Below are 20,179 nucleotides of genomic sequence, written 5' to 3' on the forward strand. Positions count from 1 at the left end.
ATTTATGAAGGTTCTTAAAAACTACGCCTACAATCTTTCTTATCAATTGTTGGTGATTATACTCCCGATTATTACGACTCCCTATGTAACACGGGTTTTTTCATCGGATGATCTAGGAACGTATGGTTATTTTAACTCCATCGTTACGTATTTTATCCTCTTAGCAACACTAGGAGTTTCCAACTATGGAACAAAGGTCATTTCAGGGCATCGCAAGGAAATTGAAAAAAACTTTTGGGGAATATATTCCCTGCAACTGAGTGCGACGATTTTTTCTCTGTTCTTATACATTGTTCTTTGTCTGGCGCTTCCTTTTATGCAAAATCCAGTAGCCTACATTTTAGGTTTGAGTTTGGTTTCAAAAGGTTTGGACATTTCTTGGCTCTTTCATGGTTTGGAGGATTTTCGAAAGATTACAGTTCGAAACATCACGGTTAAACTCGTTGGTGTCATCTCTATCTTCCTCTTTGTTAAATCTGCAAGCGACCTTTATCTCTATGTTTTTTTACTTACTATATTTGAACTTTTTGGGCAACTCAGTATGTGGTTGCCGGCAAGAGAGTTTATTGGAAAACCGCATGTTGATTTAGAGTACGCCAAGCGTCACTTGAAGCCAATCGTTTTATTATTTCTACCTCAAGTTGCTATTTCTTTGTATGTCACGTTAGACCGTACCATGCTTGGAGCACTAGCTTCTACAAAAGACGTTGGGATTTATGACCAGGCTCTAAAACTGGTAAATATCCTTCTGACCCTGGTGACTTCCTTGGGAAGTGTTATGTTGCCTCGTGTTGCGCATTTGTTATCGACAGGTGATCATAAGGCGGTTAATAAGATGCATGAAATGTCATTCCTCATTTATAATTTAGTCATTTTCCCAATGATGGCAGGAATTTTAATCGTCAATGATGATTTTGTTCGATTTTTCCTTGGACAAGATTTTCAAGATGCACGTTATGCGATTGCAATCATGATTTTCCGGATGTTCTTTATCGGTTGGACCAATATTATGGGAATTCAAATCTTAATTCCTCATAATAAAAACAAGGAATTCATGATTTCAACAACAGTTCCTGCGATTATCAGTGTAGGATTAAACTTACTTTTCTTACCAAGGCTTGGTTATATCGGAGCAGCTATTGTCTCTGTATTGACAGAAGCACTTGTATGGGCAATACAAGTGTTCTTTACTCGTAAATATATAAAAGATGTTCCGATTATCGGATCAATGATGAAAATTATTCTAGCATCAGCTATCATGTATGGTCTCTTGCTAGTTTCAAAAACAGTTATACATTCCACACCAACCATAAATGTTTTAGCATTTACTGTACTTGGTGGGATCATTTATCTGATTGCAATTCTATCGCTGAGAGTGGTAGATGTGAAAGAATTGAAACAAATATTTAAGAAATAATGGAGTCTACTATGTACGATTATCTGATTGTTGGTGCTGGTTTGTCTGGAGCCATTTTCGCACATGAAGCTACAAAACGTGGTAAAAAAGTAAAAGTGATTGACAAGCGAGATCACATCGGTGGCAATATCTACTGCGAGGAGGTTGAAGGCATCAACGTCCATAAGTACGGTGCCCACATTTTCCATACGTCCAACAAAAAAGTGTGGGACTATGTCAACCAGTTCGCTGAATTCAATAACTATATCAACTCACCAGTAGCTAACTACAAGGGCAGTCTTTACAATCTTCCCTTCAACATGAATACCTTCTACGCTATGTGGGGCATTAAGACTCCTCAAGAGGTTAAGGATAAGATTGCTGAGCAAACGGCTGATATGAAAGACGTTGAGCCTAAAAACCTTGAAGAACAAGCTATCAAGTTGATTGGTCCAGATATCTACGAAAAGTTGATTAAGGGATATACTGAAAAACAATGGGGACGTTCTGCCACAGACCTTCCACCATTTATCATCAAACGTCTTCCAGTTCGTTTGACCTTTGATAATAACTACTTTAATGACCGCTACCAAGGGATTCCAATCGGTGGTTACAACGTCATCATTGAAAATATGCTGGGCGATGTAGAAGTTGAACTTGGAGTTGATTTCTTTGCCAATCGTGAAGAGCTGGAAGCTTCAGCTGATAAAGTTGTCTTTACAGGAATGATTGACCAATACTTTGACTACAAACACGGTGAGTTGGAGTACCGTAGTCTTCGTTTTGAACATGAAGTCTTGGATGAGGAAAACCATCAAGGGAATGCGGTCGTCAACTATACAGAGCGTGAGATTCCTTATACTCGGATCATTGAGCACAAGCACTTCGAGTATGGCACACAACCTAAGACAGTTATCACCCGCGAATACCCAGTTGACTGGAAACGTGGAGATGAACCCTACTACCCAATCAATGATGAAAAGAACAACGCTATGTTTGCCAAGTACCAAGAAGAAGCCGCTAAAAATGACAAGGTCATCTTCTGTGGGCGCCTAGCAGACTACAAATACTACGACATGCACGTGGTTATTGAGCGTGCTCTAGAAGTCGTTGAGAAAGAATTTACTAAATGACGCAAGAAAAAATTGATATCGTTGTTCTCTGGGTAGATGGAAGCGACCCGGAGTTTATCTGTGAGAAACAAGAAGTAACAGGCCAAATCTCAGTTTCTAATGAATTAGTTGATGGAGATTTAAGATACCGTGAATTTGGAATTTTTAATTACTGGTTTCGAATGATTGAAAAACATGCCCCTTGGGTTAATAATGTTTACTTAGTTACCAACGGTCAAAAGCCTGAATGGTTGAATTTAGATCATCCAAAACTTAGATGGATTACTCATAAGGAATTTATGCCTGAGGAGTATCTACCTACCTATAATTCTGCTGCTATTGAGCTTAATCTTCATCGGATTGAAGGATTGTCGGAGAATTATTTGTATTTCAATGATGATATGTACTTGATTAGAGATAGTCAACCTTCGGATTTTTATAAAAATGGTCAACCTAAGCTTTTTGCTGTATATGATGCCTTGGTTCCTTGGTCATCATATACAAATACTTATTACAAAAATGTTGAGTTGATTTATCGTCATTTTCCTAATAAGAACGCCCTAAAGTCCTCGCCTTGGAAATTTTTTAACTACCGCTATGGGCATTTAGTTATTAAAAACTTGCTACTTTTGCCATGGGGACCAACAGGCTATGTGAACAACCATTTAGCGACACCTATGAAAAAGAGTACTTTGGCACATTTGTGGAAAATTGAGGGTGAAACCTTAGATAGAACGTCACGAAATAAAATTAGAGACTACGAAGTAGACGTTAATCAATATATTTGTCAGTATTGGCAGATTGAAAGTAATCAGTTTTATCCTATATCAAAGAATTTTGGTGAAACGATAAATTTACATCAAGTAGATAGGTTAGAGAGTATCTTTAAAGATAAACACAAAAAATTGCTTTGTGTGAATGATGAAGTTAACTTTAAAGAGGACAATATCATACGTTTTAAGGAAATCTTACAAGAACACTATCCTGAAAAATCAGCTTTTGAAAAATGAGAAATAAAAGATGAAATACTATTTAAAAGAAGAATTTTTACACGATAATAATGTTAAAAATGCGGGTAATAAGGCACGTAATGATGTTGAATCTATAGTAAGAAGTCAAGGATTTGAACCTCTTATCTTATCGGTTGATAATTGGTACAATATGAGCATAACAAAAGCTCAAATACATAAGGCTAACTCATTAAGACAGTCTTTAAATCGTTTGAATAAAGGGGATGAACTTCTGATTCAATTTCCAATGCTCCACCATAGTTTCTTTACTACATCTCTTGTGAAAAAAGCAAGAAAAAGAGGTGTGAAGATCTATTTCATTATCCATGACTTAGATGCTCTTCGTTTCATGAATGGTCAAGCTGTTCCTTTGAAACATAGAATCCGAATGAAGATTCAAGAATCAGGTCTTCTTGGTGCGGCGGATGGGATCATCGCCCACAATCCAGTTATGAAATCTGTTCTGGTGGATAAAGGGATTGATGCAGATAAGATTGTTAGTCTTGGCATTTTCGACTATTTGATTCCCAATTTCCAAGAAAATAATGGTCTGACAAAAGATCAGCCCATTATTGTGGCTGGTAATTTGGCTCAGGAAAAGGCTGGTTATCTTTATACTCTTCCAAAAGCACCAGACTATAACCTTTATGGTGTTGGCTTTGACGAGAGTAGAGCTCTAGAGAACGAGACCTACTTTGGTTCATTTCTACCTGATGAGCTTCCTGCTGCTCTCGAGGGTGGTTTTGGACTTGTTTGGGATGGTGACAGTGCTGAAACATGTAGTGGTGTTTTTGGCGAGTATCTTCGCTATAACAATTCTCACAAGGCATCGCTTTATCTAGCATCAGGTTTTCCATTAGTTGTATGGGAAGAGTCTGCTCTATCTACTTTTGTATTGGACAATCATTGCGGAATTGCGGTAGGCTCTTTATCTGAATTGGCTGAAAAAATAAAATCCTTATCGGATGAAGAATATCAACAACTAGTGAGCTGTTCTCAAAAAATAGGAAAAAATATTCGAGCAGGATATTACTTAAAAACGGCATTAAAAAAATTTGATTGATTTTTTATTTTTCTACTATAATAGTTCTGTTAGCTGTAATTTTCAGTATTTTTGAAATAAAGTATAATCTTTTGTGAGATTGTAATGAGGAGTATCTAGAAAGGTAGCTTATAATGAAAGGTATTATTCTCGCAGGTGGTTCGGGGACACGTTTATATCCTTTGACTCGAGCTGCATCAAAACAACTGATGCCGGTTTATGATAAACCGATGATTTACTACCCACTTTCAACATTGATGTTGGCTGGAATTAGGGATATTTTAATTATCTCAACTCCTCAAGATTTGCCTCGTTTCAAAGAGCTTTTGCAAAATGGTTCTGAGTTAGGGATTAAACTGTCTTACGCGGAACAGCCGAGTCCAGATGGTTTGGCGCAAGCCTTTATCATTGGTGAAGAGTTTATTGGTAATGATAACGTTGCTCTGATCTTAGGTGACAATATCTATCACGGTCCTGGCCTTTCGAAGATGCTACAAAAGGCAGCAAGCAAGGAGTTAGGAGCGACTGTTTTTGGATACCATGTGAAAGACCCAGAACGCTTTGGTGTTGTGGAGTTTGACAAGGATATGAATGCTATTTCTATCGAAGAAAAACCAGAACACCCTCGTTCAAATTTTGCAGTTACAGGCCTCTATTTCTACGATAATGATGTGGTAGAAATTGCTAAAAATATAAAACCAAGTCCTCGTGGTGAATTGGAAATTACAGATGTAAATAAGGCTTACCTGGATCGTGGAGATTTATCGGTTGAGGTTATGGGACGCGGTTTTGCGTGGTTGGATACAGGGACACACGAAAGTTTATTAGAAGCTTCGCAGTACATTGAGACAGTTCAACGGATGCAAAATGTTCAGGTGGCAAACTTGGAAGAGATTGCTTATCGCATGGGCTATATCAGTCGAGAAGATGTATTGGCATTAGCCCAAACACTTAAGAAAAATGAATACGGACAGTATCTGCTACGTTTGATTGGAGAAGCATAGATGACAGATAATTTTTTCGGTAAGACGCTTGCGGCACGCAAGGTTGAAGCTATTCCAGGTATGTTGGAGTTTGATATTCCCGTTCATGGAGACAACCGTGGTTGGTTTAAAGAAAATTTTCAAAAAGAAAAAATGTTGCCACTTGGCTTTCCAGAGTCATTCTTTGCAAAAGGGAAACTGCAAAACAATGTATCCTTTTCACGTAAAAATGTTCTTCGAGGCCTTCATGCCGAACCTTGGGATAAGTACATCTCTGTAGCAGATGGTGGGAAAGTACTGGGGTCTTGGGTTGATCTACGAGAGGGCGAAACCTTTGGGAATACTTATCAGACAGTAATTGATGCAAGCAAAGGAATCTTTGTGCCTCGAGGCGTAGCTAATGGATTCCAAGTCCTATCAGATACAGTTTCTTATAGTTATCTGGTCAATGATTACTGGGCTCTTGAACTCAAACCCAAGTACTCCTTTGTAAACTACGCTGATCCAAGCCTTGGCATTGAATGGGAAAATCTTGCAGAAGCAGAGGTTTCAGAAGCAGATAAAAATCATCCGCTACTTAAGGATGTAAAACCTTTAAAAAAAGAGGATTTGTAAAAGGAAAGAATATGACTGAATACAAAAATATTATCGTGACAGGAGGAGCTGGTTTTATCGGTTCCAACTTTGTCCACTATGTTTACAAGAATTTTCCAGATGTTCACGTGACAGTATTGGACAAATTGACTTATGCTGGAAACCGCGCGAATATTGAGGAGATTTTAGGCGATCATGTTGAGTTAGTTGTTGGTGACATTGCGGATGCAGAGTTGGTAGACAAGTTGGCAGCTCAAGCAGATGCTATTGTGCACTATGCCGCGGAAAGTCACAATGACAATTCACTCAATGATCCATCACCATTTATCCATACTAACTTCATCGGAACCTATACTCTTTTAGAAGCTGCTCGTAAGTATGATATTCGCTTCCACCATGTATCGACAGATGAAGTTTATGGGGATCTCCCTCTACGTGAGGATTTGCCAGGTCATGGTGAAGGTCCAGGTGAGAAATTTACTGCTGATACCAAATACAATCCAAGCTCGCCTTACTCATCAACTAAGGCAGCTTCAGACTTGATTGTCAAAGCCTGGGTACGTTCCTTTGGAGTCAAGGCAACTATTTCCAACTGTTCAAATAACTACGGTCCCTATCAACACATTGAAAAATTTATCCCACGTCAGATTACCAACATCCTAAGTGGAATTAAGCCAAAACTTTACGGTGAAGGTAAGAACGTTCGTGACTGGATTCATACCAATGACCATTCTTCAGGTGTTTGGACAATCTTGACAAAAGGTCAAATTGGTGAAACCTACTTGATTGGTGCTGATGGCGAGAAGAAAAACAAGGAAGTTTTGGAACTTATCCTTAAGGAAATGGGACAACCTGCCGATGCCTATGATCATGTGACTGACCGTGCAGGACATGACCTTCGTTATGCAATTGACGCAAGCAAGCTCCGTGATGAACTAGGGTGGAAGCCAGAGTTTACCAACTTTGAAGAAGGTCTCAAAGAGACCATCAAGTGGTACACAGACAATCAAGACTGGTGGCAATCTGAGAAAGAGGCTGTAGAGGCTAACTATGCCAAGACGCAAGAGGTTCTTGCAAAATAAAAAGCAGAAACTTTCTGCTTTTTATTGCTATACCGAAGAATTGTGAATCAGTTGAAAGGAAGAAAAATGATTTTAATTACAGGGGCAAATGGCCAATTAGGAACGGAACTTCGCTATTTATTGGACGAGCGTAATGAAGAATACGTTGCTGTTGATGTGGCTGAGATGGATATTACCGATGCAGAAATGGTTGAGAAAGTTTTTGAAGAGGTGAAACCGACTTTAGTTTACCATTGTGCAGCTTACACGGCTGTTGATGCAGCAGAAGATGAAGGAAAAGAACTGGACTTCGCTATCAATGTGACGGGGACAGAAAATGTCGCAAAAGCATCCGAAAAGCATGGAGCAACTCTAGTCTACATCTCTACAGATTATGTGTTTGACGGTAAGAAACCAGTTGGACAAGAGTGGGAAGTGGATGACAAACCAAATCCTCAAACTGAATATGGTCGTACTAAGCGTAGGGGAGAGGAGATTGTAGAAAAATACGTTTCAAACTTCTATATTATCCGTACTGCCTGGGTTTTTGGAAATTACGGCAAAAACTTCGTGTTCACAATGCAAAATCTTGCTAAAACTCATAAGACCTTAACAGTTGTAAATGATCAACATGGTCGACCAACCTGGACGCGTACCCTGGCCGAGTTCATGACTTTCCTAGCTGAAAATCGCAAGGAATTTGGTTATTATCATTTGTCAAATGATGCGACGGAAGACACAACTTGGTATGACTTTGCAGTTGAAATTTTGAAGGATACAGATGTTGAAGTCAAGCCAGTAGACTCAAGCCAATTTCCTGCCAAAGCAAAACGTCCACTAAACTCAACGATGAGCCTAGCCAAAGCTAAAGCAACTGGATTTGTTATTCCAACTTGGCAAGATGCCTTGAAAGAATTTTACAAACAAGACGTAATAAAATGAAAAAATATTCTTAAGAAGCTAGTCTATAGCTTCTTTTGTCTTTAAGGGACAGAAAAAACAGCACATACTATTAAACATCAATTCCTATTACAAAAATGAATGATTCATGAATGGATTTGGATAAAATTTCTATGGGAAAACAGTTGATTTTCAGAATAATTTTCAGTATTTTTAATAGTTTTACACTATTTTTTGACAAAAAATATAAAATTTAGCACTTGTAATGGAATATTAAAATAAATTTAATGAAAAACCTTCGATAAAATCATAAAAAAATGGCCACGAATCAGATTTTTGTGATATAATATTCTGTGAATAGCTATGCCTTCTTGTAGCTGTTAAAAAAATCAAAGTGTGAAACTTGGAAGATAGAGAGGACGCAATGTAATGACTAGAAATGGTTTCTTTACAGGCTTAGATATTGGAACGAGCTCAATTAAAGTGTTAGTTGCTGAGCTTGTAGATGGTGAAGTAAATGTAATCGGTGTTAGCAACGCCAAAAGTAAAGGTGTCAAGGATGGAATTATCGTTGACATTGAAGCCGCAGCGACGGCTATCAAATCTGCTATTTCTCAAGCAGAAGAAAAAGCAGGGATTTCAATCAAGTCTGTAAACGTTGGACTTCCAGCGAACTTGTTGCAGGTTGAACCAACTCAAGGAATGATTCCTGTAACGTCAGACACAAAAGAAATTACAGATCAAGACGTTGAAAATGTTGTTAAATCTGCTTTGACAAAGAGCATGACACCTGATCGTGAAGTGATTACGTTTGTACCAGAAGAATTTGTGGTTGACGGTTTCCAAGGTATTCGTGACCCACGTGGTATGATGGGTGTTCGTTTGGAAATGCGTGGGCTACTCTACACAGGTCCTAGAACTATTTTGCACAACCTTCGTAAGACTGTTGAACGTGTTGGTGTTCAAGTTGATAACGTGATTATTTCACCGCTTGCAATTGTAAACTCCGTTCTTAACGAAGGCGAACGTGAGTTTGGAGCGACTGTTATCGATATGGGTGGTGGTCAAACAAGCGTTGCTACTATCCGTAATCAAGAGCTTCAATACACAAATGTTTACCAAGAAGGTGGCGATTACGTCACTAAAGACATTTCAAAAGTTCTTAAAACTTCTAAGAAGATCGCAGAAGGTTTGAAACTGAACTACGGTGAAGCTTATCCGCAACTTGCAAGCAAAGAAACTTTCCAAGTTGAAGTTATCGGTGAAGTAGAACCTGTTGAAGTTACAGAAGAATACTTGGCTCAAATTATTTCAGCTCGATTGAAACACATCTTCGAACAAATCAAACGAGATTTGGAAAGAAGACATTTGCTAGACTTGCCAGGTGGTATTGCTCTGATTGGTGGGAATGCTATTCTGCCGGGTATCGTTGAGCTTGCCCAAGAAGTACTTGGAGTTCGTGTAAAACTTTACGTACCAAACCAAGTAGGTATCCGCAATCCAGCATTTGCCCATGTGATTAGTCTGTCAGAATACGCTGGAAGTCTTACAGAAGTTAATATTTTGGCTCAACGAGCTATCAGAGGAGATCAAGTCTTGCGTCAACAACCAATTGACTTCAGAACTCCAAGTCAGGAAAAACCTGCAACTTCTCAACGTTCAGTATTTGGAACAACTTCAACTGAATCAGCTGAATCAACTTATTCGACTGACTCAACAACTCCAAATCAATCAGAAGAAAAGCCGAAATTGACTGAACGATTCCGTAGTTTGATCGGAAGCATGTTTGATGAATAGGATAGAGGAATAAAATATGACATTTTCATTTGATACAGCAGCAGCACAAGGTGCAGTAATTAAAGTAATTGGTGTCGGTGGTGGCGGAGGAAACGCCATTAACCGCATGGTTGATGAAGGCGTTTCAGGTGTTGAGTTCATCGCGGCCAACACAGATGTACAAGCTTTGAGCAGTACAAAAGCTGAAACAGTTATCCAGCTTGGCCCTAAATTAACTCGTGGACTTGGTGCTGGAGGACAACCTGAAGTTGGTCGCAAGGCTGCTGAAGAAAGCGAAGAAGTAATCACTGAAGCAATCAGTGGTGCAGATATGGTCTTCATTACTGCTGGTATGGGTGGTGGTTCTGGTACAGGTGCTGCACCAGTTATCGCTCGTATCGCAAAAGGTTTAGGTGCTTTGACTGTTGGTGTAGTAACACGTCCATTCGGTTTTGAAGGAAGCAAACGTGGTCAATTCGCAGTTGAAGGTATTAACGAACTTCGCGAACATGTTGATACTCTTTTGATTATCTCAAACAACAACTTGCTAGAAATCGTTGATAAGAAAACTCCACTTCTTGAAGCTTTGTCTGAAGCAGATAACGTTCTTCGTCAAGGTGTTCAAGGGATTACAGATTTGATTACAAATCCTGGTTTGATCAACTTGGACTTTGCAGACGTGAAGACAGTAATGGCAAACAAAGGAAATGCCCTCATGGGTATCGGTATCGGTAGCGGAGAAGAGCGTGTTATTGAAGCGGCTCGTAAAGCTATCTACTCACCACTCCTTGAAACAACAATCGATGGAGCAGAAGACGTTATCGTTAACGTAACTGGTGGTTTGGATATGACCTTGATTGAAGCTGAAGAAGCTTCAGAAATAGTTAACCAAGCTGCTGGACACGGTGTAAACATCTGGCTCGGTACTTCTATTGATGAATCAATGAAAGATGAAATCCGTGTAACTGTTGTTGCTACTGGGGTTCGTCAAGATGCAGTTGAAAAAGTGGTAGCACCACAACCAAGACAAGCATCATTCCGTGAACCAGCAAGAACTGGACACACCCACACTTACGACCGTCATTTTGATTTAGCTGAAACAGCTGAACTTCCAACTCCTTCTCAACGTCATTCTGAAGCACCTAAGGCATCAGCTTTCGGTGATTGGGACTTGAGACGTGATTCAATCGTTCGTCAAGGTGAATCAGTCGTATCACCAGTTGAGCGTTTCGAAGCACCATCTTCTGATGATGATGAGTTAGAAACACCACCATTCTTTAAAAACCGTTAATAGAGATGGATTTGAAAGAAAACACAAATCAGGTATTTCAACAGGTTACCAAAGCAATTACAGAAGCCGGCCGTGAAGACGGTTCGGTTTCTGTAATTGCAGTAACAAAATATGTTGATATTGCAACCGCAGCTAATTTGATCGACCAAGGAGTTCAACACATCGGTGAAAACCGTGTCGACAAATTTCTTGAAAAGTATCATGCTTTAAGTGATAAGGATGTTACTTGGCACTTGATTGGTAGCTTGCAAAGACGAAAAGTGAAAGATATTATTCCTTATGTTGATTATTTTCACGCTTTAGATTCTTTGAAATTAGCTCAAGAGATTCAAAAACGTGCCAATCGTAAGGTTAAATGTTTTTTGCAGGTCAATATTTCTGGAGAAGAAAGCAAGCATGGTTTTTCGAAAGAAGAACTTTTGGCGGTCTTACCAGACTTGTCAAGCTTGGATCAAATAGAGTATGTTGGTCTTATGACTATGGCTCCATTTGAAGCTGAAACAGAAGAGTTGCAAAAAATCTTTAAAGAAACGCAAGAGTTGCAACAATATATTTGTGAACAACAACTCCCCAATATGCCAATGACAGAATTAAGTATGGGAATGAGTCGTGACTATAAAGAAGCGATTCAGTGTGGCTCGACTTATGTTCGAATTGGTACAGCATTTTTTAAATAGGAAATAATCATGTCATTAAAAGATAAATTTGATAAATTTATAGATTACTTTACAGAAGATGGAGATGAAGTTGCTTCAGATGTTGTAGCTGCACGTTCTGAACGTCCACTAGCTTCAGTTCCTCCAAAGAGAGAATTACCTCAGCAAGCTTCTGCTGCTCAAGAACCTTCACCAGTTGAGACAAAAGAGAAGAATATTACAAAACTTCATGCTCGTCAACAGCAATTAGCAATTGAGAGTCATCGCAGTACTGAAAAAGTAACCATCGATGTTCGTTATCCACGTCGTTACGAAGATGCAACAGATATTGTTGATTTGTTGGCTGGTAACGAGAGTATTTTGATTGACTTCCAATATATGACAGAAGTTCAAGCGCGTCGTTGCTTGGATTACTTGGATGGGGCACGTCATGTTCTTGCTGGTGAGTTAAGAAAAGTTGCGCATACAATGTACCTTTTGACACCTGTAGGTGTTGTGGTAAATATTGAAGATATTCGTTTACCGGAAGAAACTCAAAGTGAAGAGTACGACTTTGACATGAAGAGAAATAGAGTACGTTAATGTTTCTAATAATTCGTTTTATCCAAAATGCTACAGATATCTATTCAATGATACTTGTAGCTTTTGCGCTATTATCATGGTTTCCAAATGCCTACGACACTCAGTTGGGAAAATTTTTGGAGACCTTGTGTAAACCAATTCTGGAACCCTTGAAACGTCTACCGCTGCAAATTGCAGGCTTGGATTTCTCAGTTTGGATAGCTCTAATTCTCATCCGTATGATTAGTCGCTATCTTATCAATTTGCTGGTTATGTTATGAGTAAAGAACTTTACCAACATTTCGCAACAGAAGATGTCCCATTCATTGACAAGGGGCTAGAGTGGTTAAGACAGGTAGAAGAGCATTACGCACCGATTTTAACGCCGTTTATAAATCCTCATCAAGTTTTTATTTTAGAAACACTGGGAAATAATAGGGGAGTCAAGACTTTTACTAGTACTAGCCAAATTCCCTCAGAGTATGCTAGAGTGATTCTGGCGCCAGATTATTTTACACCAAGATTGGAAGATTTCGAAATGGCCTTGCTTGAGATTGAGTATCCCAGCAAGTTTCAACAACTAACCCATTCAAAAATTCTGGGAACGGTTCTCAATCGTCTGGGTATTGACCGTAAGTTGTTCGGTGATATCATAGTGACTGAAGAGAAGGCTCAGATTATTGTGGATCAGAGATTTATTACCTTGTTCCAGGATGGGATTCAAAAAATTTCCAAGTTACCTGTAAGATTAGAGGAACGTCCTTTTTCAGATATAATAGAATCAAAAAACGAATATCAAGAAAAGGAAATCCTAGTTTCAAGTTTTCGTCTAGATACTTTCTTATCAAGTATATTGAAATTATCTCGATCACAAACTTTAGTTCTAGTTGAAAAGAAGTTGGTTCAAGTCAATTATCATATAGTTGAAAAATCTGACTACCAAGTAAAAGTTGGGGATTTGATAAGTGTCAGACGGTTTGGCCGAATCATCTTGCTTAAAGAAAACGGTCAAACGAAGAAAGATAAGAAAAAATTAACAGTTCAGCTACTATTAAGTAAGTGAGAAAAATATGTCGATTACACCACAAGATATTGTTGATAAAGCTTTCTCAACAAAATTCCGAGGCTACGATAAGGAAGAAGTTGACGAATTTTTAGATAAAATTTATATTGATTACGAGGAATTAACCCGTTACAAGGATGAGACGGAACGTTATATTAAACGACTAGAAGAACGTCTGTCCTATTATACGAATGATATTCCTAAGAGAACAGTAACAAACGACCAAGAGCAAGAACCAGAAGCAATGAATGATTCTATTTTTTATTAAGTAAGTGAGGAAAAATATGCCAATTACATCGTTAGAAATTAAGGACAAAACCTTTGGTGTTCAGTTTAGAGGTTTTAATCGTGAAGAAGTTGATGAATTTTTAGATATTGTTGTTCGTGACTATGAAGATTTGGTTCGTAGCAATCATGAAAAAGATCAACATATTAAAAATTTAGAAGATCGTCTATCATATTTTGATGAAATCAAAGATTCATTGAGCCAGTCAGTTTTAATCGCTCAAGATACAGCTGAGCGTGTAAAACAAGCAGCCAACGATCGTTCTCACAACATTATTCAACAAGCTGAACAAGATGCACAACGTTTACTTGATGAAGCTAAGTACAAAGCAAATGAAATCTTGCGACAAGCAACTGATAATGCTAAGAAAGTTGCTGTGGAAACTGAAGAGTTGAAGAATAAGAGTCGTGTCTTCCACCAACGCTTGAAATCAACTATCGAAAGCCAATTGGCCATTGTTGATTCATCTGAGTGGGAAGAGATTTTACGTCCAACTGCAACTTATCTTCAAACGAGTGACGAAGCATTCAAGGAAGTTGTTGAAGAAGTATTGGGTGAAGCAACATATTCATATCATGAAGAAGACCCAATTGACATGACTCGTCAATTCTCTCCTGAAGAAGTTGCAGAATTTCAAGCACGTATTGAAGCAGCTAATAAGGAATTATTAGAAGCTCAACAAGCTACTGCAAATCAAGATGTTGAAGAGACAACTGAACCTGAAGTTGAAGTTCAGCCAGTTGTTGAAACTCCTGTTGAATCTGCTAATGAAGAAGAACCTCAAGATGATGCTAATACTCAACAAGAGTCAGTTCTAATTTTATAAGATTTTAGTAGAGAACAAGGATTTATCAAATATATTTCTAGCGAGTAGGAGATGGTGGAAGTCCTACAATCCCTGTTGGTAAATTTATCCTCTCTTAGTATCAAGTCTGAAATGAGTAAGACTTGACGTTACCCACGTTACGGGAAAAGAGGGAAAAAGGCAAGGTCTTTTTCCGAACAAAGGTGGTACCACGATTTTCGTCCTTTTTGCGAGTCGTGGTTTTTATTTTTTCAATTTACATTAAAGGAGTAAACATGAAACTTAAAGAAACCCTTAATCTTGGAAAAACAGAATTTCCAATGCGTGCTGGTCTTCCAACCAAAGAGCCAGTTTGGCAAAAAGAATGGGAAGATGCAAAATTGTATCAACGCCGTCAAGAGTTAAATGAAGGGAAACCTCATTTCACTCTTCATGATGGACCTCCATACGCTAACGGAAACATCCACGTAGGACATGCCATGAACAAGATTTCAAAAGATATCATTGTTCGCTCTAAGTCTATGTCAGGATTCTACGCACCATATATTCCAGGTTGGGATACACACGGTTTGCCAATCGAGCAAGTTTTGGCTAAACAAGGTGTTAAACGTAAAGAAATGGACTTGGTTGAATACTTGAAACTTTGCCGTGAATACGCTCTTTCTCAAGTAGATAAACAACGCGAAGACTTTAAACGCTTAGGTGTTTCAGGTGATTGGGATCATCCTTATGTAACCTTGACGCCTGACTATGAAGCAGCGCAAATCCGTGTCTTTGGTGAAATGGCCAATAAAGGTTACATCTACCGTGGGGCTAAGCCAGTTTACTGGTCATGGTCTTCTGAATCAGCCCTAGCTGAAGCGGAAATTGAATACCATGACTTGGTTTCTACATCACTCTACTATGCCAACAAGGTTAAAGATGGTAAGGGTGTTCTAGATGCAGATACCTACATTGTTGTTTGGACAACAACTCCATTTACAATCACGGCTTCTCGTGGCTTGACGGTAGGTGCAGAGTTTGATTATATCGTAGTGAAACCTGCTGGATCCGACCGCAAGTATGTCGTAGCATCTGATCTCTTACCAAGCCTTTCTGAAAAATTCGGTTGGGAAAATGCTGAAGTTCTTGCGACTTACCAAGGAAAAGAATTGAACCATATCGTGACAGAACACCCATGGGATACGGAAGTTGATGAATTGGTGATTCTTGGTGAGCATGTAACACTTGATTCAGGAACTGGTATCGTCCATACAGCCCCTGGTTTTGGTGAGGATGACTACAATGTAGGTATTGCCAATGGCCTCGAAGTTGCTGTTACTGTTAACGAACGTGGAATCATGATGGAGAATGCTGGTTCTGACTTTGAAGGCCAATTCTATGACAAGGTTGTACCAACGGTTATCGAAAAACTTGGTGATTTGCTTCTTGCTCAAGAAGAAATCTCTCACTCATACCCATTTGACTGGCGTACGAAAAAACCAATCATCTGGCGTGCAGTTCCACAATGGTTTGCTTCAGTATCAAAATTCCGTCAAGATATTTTAGATGAAATCGAAAAAGTGAAGTTCCATTCAGAATGGGGGAAAGTTCGTCTTTACAACATGATTCGTGACCGTGGTGACTGGGTCATCTCTCGTCAACGTGCCTGGGGTGTGCCTCTTCCAATCTTCTATGCAGAAGACGGAACCCCGATCATGACAGCTGAAACAATCGAACATGTGGCGCAACTTTTTGAAGAACACGGCTCCATCGTTTGGTGGGAACGTGATGCCAAAGACCTCTTGCCAGAAGGGTTCACCCATCCAGGTTCACCAAATGGAGAGTTCAAAAAAGAAACAGACATCATGGACGTTTGGTTTGACTCAGGTTCATCATGGAACGGTGTTGTGGTTAACCGTTCAGAACTTAAATATCCAGCCGATCTTTACTTAGAAGGTTCTGACCAATACCGTGGTTGGTTCAACTCATCACTCATCACCTCTGTTGCGAACCATGGTGTCGCACCATACAAACAAATCTTGTCTCAAGGTTTTGCTTTAGATGGTAAAGGTGAGAAGATGTCTAAATCACTTGGAAATACCATTGCTCCAAGTGACGTTGAAAAACAATTTGGTGCGGAAATCTTGCGTCTCTGGGTAACAAGTGTAGACTCAAGCAATGATGTGCGTATCTCTATGGATATCTTGAGCCAAGTCTCTGAGACTTACCGTAAGATCCGTAACACTCTTCGTTTCTTGATTGCTAATACATCTGACTTTAACCCAGCTGAGGATGCAGTTGCTTATGACGAACTTCGTTCCGTAGACAAGTACATGACGATTCGCTTTAACCAGCTTGTTAAGACCATCCGTGATGCTTATGAAAACTTCGAATTCTTAACGATCTACAAAGCGCTAGTGAACTTTATTAACGTTGATTTGTCTGCCTTCTACCTGGATTTTGCCAAGGATGTTGTTTACATCGAAGGAGCTAAATCCCTCGAACGCCGTCAAATGCAAACAGTCTTCTATGATATCCTTGTGAAAATCACGAAACTCTTGACGCCAATTCTTCCTCACACTGCTGAAGAAATCTGGTCCTATCTTGAGTTTGAAGCAGAAGATTTCGTTCAATTGTCAGAATTGCCAGAAGCAGAAACGTTTGCCAACCAAGAAGAAATCTTGGATACTTGGTCAGCCTTCATGGATTTCCGTGGTCAAGCTCAAAAAGCCTTGGAAGAAGCACGTAATGAAAAAGTAATCGGTAAATCTCTTGAAGCTCACTTGACAGTTTATCCAAATGAAGTTGTGAAAACCCTTCTTGGAGCTGTTGATAGCAATGTTGCTCAACTTTTGATTGTGTCAGAATTGACCATCGCAGAAGGAGAAGCTCCTGAAGGTGCTGTCAGCTTTGAAGATGTGGCTTTTACAGTAGAACGTGCAGCTGGTGAAGTTTGTGACCGTTGCCGTCGCATCGATCCAACAACGGCTGAACGCCACTACCACGCAACCATCTGTGATCACTGTGCAAGCATCGTCGAAGAGAACTTTGCAGACGCAGTAGCAGAGGGCTTTGAAGCAAAATAATTTAACAAAAATACAGGAGTTACTCCTGTATTTTTTTAAAAATTAAAAACTTTAATAAAAATATGGTATAATATACTTTATTAAAATAAAAGGAGACATTTATGAAGACAAAAACACTTGCACAAGTAGATGGATTCATTGGTATCATTGCAGGAGCTGTTTTAGCTTTCTTACCATTTTTTATTATTTTTCTTGCAGCTATTTCTGAGGATGAAGATGTAGCTGGACTTATATTGGGAATCATTTTCATCGTTTTCTCTTTGGTAAAAATTGCAACCCTCATTCTTGGAATCCTAACGCTTGTCTACTATAAGGATGACAAACGTATTTCACTAGCACCGTCAATTCTATTTATTGTTGGTTCTGTTGTTGCACTGATCCCATTCTTTGGATGGATTGGAGGAATTGTCCTCGTAATTGGTGGAGCTTTGTATCTAGCAAGCTTGAAACAATTTAAAATTGAAGGATAAATGATTATCTAAGAGAAGAGTTGAAGCGCTCTTCTCTTTTTCGTTGATTTTAACTAGCTTTTTTGTGAAAAATTTTGTAAAATAGAATAGATAAACGAGGGAACCTCGAAAAATAAAAGGAGAATCCAACTAATGGTAAAATTGGTTTTCGCTCGCCACGGTGAGTCTGAATGGAACAAAGCTAACCTTTTCACAGGTTGGGCTGACGTAGATCTTTCTGAAAAAGGTACTCAACAAGCTATCGACGCTGGTAAATTGATCAAAGAAGCTGGTATCGAATTTGACCAAGCATACACTTCAGTACTGAAACGTGCGATCAAAACAACTAACTTAGCTCTTGAAGCATCTGACCAACTTTGGGTTCCAGTTGAAAAATCATGGCGCTTGAACGAACGTCACTACGGTGGTTTGACTGGTAAAAACAAAGCAGAAGCTGCTGAACAATTTGGTGATGAGCAAGTTCACATCTGGCGTCGTTCATACGATGTATTGCCTCCAGCAATGGATCGTGATGATGAGCACTCAGCACACACTGACCGTCGTTACGCTTCACTTGACGACTCAGTAATTCCAGATGCTGAAAACTTGAAAGTTACTTTGGAACGTGCCCTTCCATTCTGGGAAGATAAAATCGCTCCAGCTCTTAAAGATGGTAAAAACGTATTCGTAGGTGCACACGGTAACTCAATCCGTGCCCTTGTAAAACACATCAAACAATTGTCAGACGACGAAATCATGGATGTTGAAATTCCAAACTTCCCACCATTGGTATTCGAATTTGACGAAAAATTGAACGTTGTTAACGAATACTACCTCGGAAAATAATGTAAAATAGAGTCTAGGATTAATCCTAGGCTTTTTTATTTTGAAAATAGGAAAAACTGATAATATAATTTAACTTGTCAAAGACAGGGATTCTTGTTATAATAGTTAGGATGGAGGCGCTATGGCACTTAAAAAAGCAAGTCTAGCCTGTGCGGTTTGTGGTTCGAGAAACTACTCAATTAAAATTAGTGGGAATCCAAAACCGACTCGCTTAGAAGTAAATAAATTTTGTAAACATTGTGGTAAATACACAACACATAGAGAAACGAGATAGGAGATAAAAATGGGTTTTATTAAGGATATCTTTACTCTTCTTAAAGATACAACTTGGCCAACTCGAAAACAAAGTTGGGTAGATTTTAAATCTATCATGGAATACACTGCCTTCTTTGTAGTTATTATTTATATTTTTGACCAATTAATCGTTAGCGGATTAATTCGATTCATTAATATTTTTTAAAATAGAACAAATTCACTGAAAGAAGTTTACTGTTAAGAAAGGAAAAAAGATGGATAGTTTTGACAAAGGATGGTTTGTCCTACAAACATATTCTGGTTATGAAAATAAAGTAAAAGAAAATCTCTTGCAACGTGCACAGACATACAATATGTTGGATAACATCTTGCGTGTTGAAATCCCAACTCAAACTGTACAAGTTGAAAAAAATGGGAAGAAAAAAGAAGTTGAAGAAAATCGTTTCCCAGGTTATGTTCTTGTAGAGATGGTTATGACAGATGAAGCTTGGTTTGTAGTGCGTAACACACCAAACGTTACTGGATTTGTTGGGTCACACGGTAACAGATCTAAACCAACTCCACTATTGGAACAAGAAATCAGAGATATCTTGGTATCAATGGGACAAACTGTACAAGAATTCAATATCAATGTTGAAGTAGGTCAAACTGTCCGTATTATCGATGGTGCCTTTGCTGATTACACAGGAAAAATTACTGAAATTGATAATAACAAAGTGAAGATGATTATTTCAATGTTTGGTAATGATACAGTAGCAGAAGTAAACTTGAATCAAATTGCTGAATTGTGATTGCCGACATTCTATTTGTAGCTATTGACTCTAGTCAACTAATTTTTTATAAAACCAGTTGACAAGCGTCAAAAAGTAGGTATAATAGAAAGAGTTGACAAGCTCAAGGTCCGTTGGTCAAGGGGTTAAGACACCGCCTTTTCACGGCGGTAACACGGGTTCGAATCCCGTACGGACTATGAGTGTATCGCGGTTAAGGTTGATAGGATTTTAAAAAAGTTAAAAAAACCTGTT

General features: G+C 38.8%; 22 protein-coding genes, 1 tRNA gene, 1 pseudogene and 1 other annotated feature. All 24 genes and pseudogenes read left to right on the plus strand.

Features of this window, described 5'->3' with window-relative positions; genetic code table 11:
• Positions 1 to 4 precede the first annotated feature (4 nt).
• On the plus strand, positions 5 to 1,417 hold the full coding sequence (locus ACXYSK_RS07745; protein ID WP_458625612.1) for a flippase: 1,413 nt from the start codon (positions 5 to 7) through the stop codon (positions 1,415 to 1,417).
• A gap of 11 nt (positions 1,418 to 1,428) precedes the next feature.
• Positions 1,429 to 2,529, plus strand: a complete 1,101-nt coding sequence (gene glf / locus ACXYSK_RS07750) for a UDP-galactopyranose mutase (RefSeq protein WP_458625613.1) — start codon at positions 1,429 to 1,431, stop codon at positions 2,527 to 2,529.
• Positions 2,526 to 3,518 (plus strand): stealth family protein, encoded by a 993-nt coding sequence (locus ACXYSK_RS07755; RefSeq protein WP_458625614.1) that lies wholly within the window; start codon positions 2,526 to 2,528, stop codon positions 3,516 to 3,518. The genes glf and ACXYSK_RS07755 overlap by 4 nt, the downstream gene beginning before the upstream one ends.
• A gap of 10 nt (positions 3,519 to 3,528) precedes the next feature.
• A complete protein-coding gene (locus ACXYSK_RS07760) occupies positions 3,529 to 4,581 on the plus strand; it encodes a galactofuranosyltransferase (protein ID WP_458625615.1) in 1,053 nt (350 codons plus the stop codon).
• A gap of 113 nt (positions 4,582 to 4,694) precedes the next feature.
• Positions 4,695 to 5,564 carry a glucose-1-phosphate thymidylyltransferase RfbA gene (rfbA, locus tag ACXYSK_RS07765; RefSeq protein WP_458625616.1) on the plus strand — a complete coding sequence of 290 codons (870 nt, stop codon included), beginning with the start codon at positions 4,695 to 4,697 and terminating at the stop codon, positions 5,562 to 5,564.
• Positions 5,565 to 6,158: a dTDP-4-dehydrorhamnose 3,5-epimerase family protein gene (locus tag ACXYSK_RS07770; protein ID WP_458625617.1), complete on the plus strand. Its 594-nt coding sequence runs from the start codon at positions 5,565 to 5,567 to the stop codon at positions 6,156 to 6,158. It begins immediately after the preceding gene.
• 11 nt (positions 6,159 to 6,169) lie between these two features.
• The gene (gene rfbB / locus ACXYSK_RS07775) at positions 6,170 to 7,219 is read left to right on the plus strand and encodes a dTDP-glucose 4,6-dehydratase (protein ID WP_458625618.1); all 1,050 of its coding nucleotides are present in this window, start codon (positions 6,170 to 6,172) and stop codon (positions 7,217 to 7,219) included.
• Between the two features lie 66 nt (positions 7,220 to 7,285).
• Complete coding sequence (rfbD, locus tag ACXYSK_RS07780; RefSeq protein WP_458625619.1) at positions 7,286 to 8,140, plus strand: dTDP-4-dehydrorhamnose reductase; 855 nt, start codon at positions 7,286 to 7,288, stop codon at positions 8,138 to 8,140.
• 387 nt (positions 8,141 to 8,527) lie between these two features.
• Positions 8,528 to 9,719: pseudogene (gene ftsA / locus ACXYSK_RS07785) on the plus strand (cell division protein FtsA); the annotation flags it as partial.
• Entirely contained in the window at positions 9,695 to 9,895 is a 201-nt protein-coding gene (locus tag ACXYSK_RS07790; RefSeq protein WP_441348881.1) for a cell division protein FtsA C-terminal domain-containing protein, read from the plus strand. The pseudogene ftsA and the gene ACXYSK_RS07790, both read left to right, overlap by 25 nt.
• A 16-nt stretch (positions 9,896 to 9,911) precedes the next feature.
• Positions 9,912 to 11,165, plus strand: a complete 1,254-nt coding sequence (ftsZ, locus tag ACXYSK_RS07795; protein WP_006149714.1) for a cell division protein FtsZ — start codon at positions 9,912 to 9,914, stop codon at positions 11,163 to 11,165.
• A 5-nt stretch (positions 11,166 to 11,170) separates the two neighbouring features.
• Entirely contained in the window at positions 11,171 to 11,842 is a 672-nt protein-coding gene (locus tag ACXYSK_RS07800; RefSeq protein WP_458625620.1) for a YggS family pyridoxal phosphate-dependent enzyme, read from the plus strand.
• Between the two features lie 9 nt (positions 11,843 to 11,851).
• Positions 11,852 to 12,403, plus strand: coding sequence for a cell division protein SepF (locus tag ACXYSK_RS07805; protein WP_458625621.1), 552 nt, complete (start codon positions 11,852 to 11,854; stop codon positions 12,401 to 12,403).
• On the plus strand, positions 12,403 to 12,663 hold the full coding sequence (locus ACXYSK_RS07810) for a YggT family protein (protein ID WP_458625622.1): 261 nt from the start codon (positions 12,403 to 12,405) through the stop codon (positions 12,661 to 12,663). Before ACXYSK_RS07805 ends, ACXYSK_RS07810 begins: the two co-directional genes overlap by 1 nt.
• Positions 12,660 to 13,445 carry a YlmH family RNA-binding protein gene (locus ACXYSK_RS07815; RefSeq protein ID WP_458625623.1) on the plus strand — a complete coding sequence of 262 codons (786 nt, stop codon included), beginning with the start codon at positions 12,660 to 12,662 and terminating at the stop codon, positions 13,443 to 13,445. The genes ACXYSK_RS07810 and ACXYSK_RS07815 overlap by 4 nt, the downstream gene beginning before the upstream one ends.
• 7 nt (positions 13,446 to 13,452) lie before the next feature.
• On the plus strand, positions 13,453 to 13,713 hold the full coding sequence (locus ACXYSK_RS07820) for a DivIVA domain-containing protein (protein ID WP_235083374.1): 261 nt from the start codon (positions 13,453 to 13,455) through the stop codon (positions 13,711 to 13,713).
• Positions 13,714 to 13,729: 16 nt separating this feature from the next.
• Positions 13,730 to 14,557 (plus strand): DivIVA domain-containing protein, encoded by an 828-nt coding sequence (locus ACXYSK_RS07825; protein ID WP_458625624.1) that lies wholly within the window; start codon positions 13,730 to 13,732, stop codon positions 14,555 to 14,557.
• Positions 14,554 to 14,765, plus strand: a binding site (T-box leader). (Overlaps the previous gene by 4 nt.)
• Before the next feature lie 46 nt (positions 14,766 to 14,811).
• Complete coding sequence (gene ileS / locus ACXYSK_RS07830) at positions 14,812 to 17,604, plus strand: isoleucine--tRNA ligase (RefSeq protein WP_458625625.1); 2,793 nt, start codon at positions 14,812 to 14,814, stop codon at positions 17,602 to 17,604.
• Between the two features lie 101 nt (positions 17,605 to 17,705).
• On the plus strand, positions 17,706 to 18,074 hold the full coding sequence (locus ACXYSK_RS07835) for a hypothetical protein (RefSeq protein ID WP_235083371.1): 369 nt from the start codon (positions 17,706 to 17,708) through the stop codon (positions 18,072 to 18,074).
• 132 nt (positions 18,075 to 18,206) lie between these two features.
• Complete coding sequence (locus ACXYSK_RS07840; RefSeq protein WP_002884137.1) at positions 18,207 to 18,899, plus strand: phosphoglycerate mutase; 693 nt, start codon at positions 18,207 to 18,209, stop codon at positions 18,897 to 18,899.
• Between the two features lie 121 nt (positions 18,900 to 19,020).
• Positions 19,021 to 19,173: a 50S ribosomal protein L33 gene (gene rpmG, locus ACXYSK_RS07845; RefSeq protein WP_001809375.1), complete on the plus strand. Its 153-nt coding sequence runs from the start codon at positions 19,021 to 19,023 to the stop codon at positions 19,171 to 19,173.
• A gap of 9 nt (positions 19,174 to 19,182) precedes the next feature.
• Positions 19,183 to 19,359, plus strand: coding sequence for a preprotein translocase subunit SecE (gene secE, locus ACXYSK_RS07850; RefSeq protein ID WP_004254104.1), 177 nt, complete (start codon positions 19,183 to 19,185; stop codon positions 19,357 to 19,359).
• Between the two features lie 49 nt (positions 19,360 to 19,408).
• Positions 19,409 to 19,945, plus strand: coding sequence for a transcription termination/antitermination protein NusG (gene nusG, locus ACXYSK_RS07855; protein ID WP_006149705.1), 537 nt, complete (start codon positions 19,409 to 19,411; stop codon positions 19,943 to 19,945).
• Between the two features lie 107 nt (positions 19,946 to 20,052).
• Positions 20,053 to 20,124 (plus strand) — tRNA-Glu (locus ACXYSK_RS07860).
• Positions 20,125 to 20,179 lie beyond the last annotated feature (55 nt).

Source organism: Streptococcus sp. V919 (assembly GCF_054353475.1).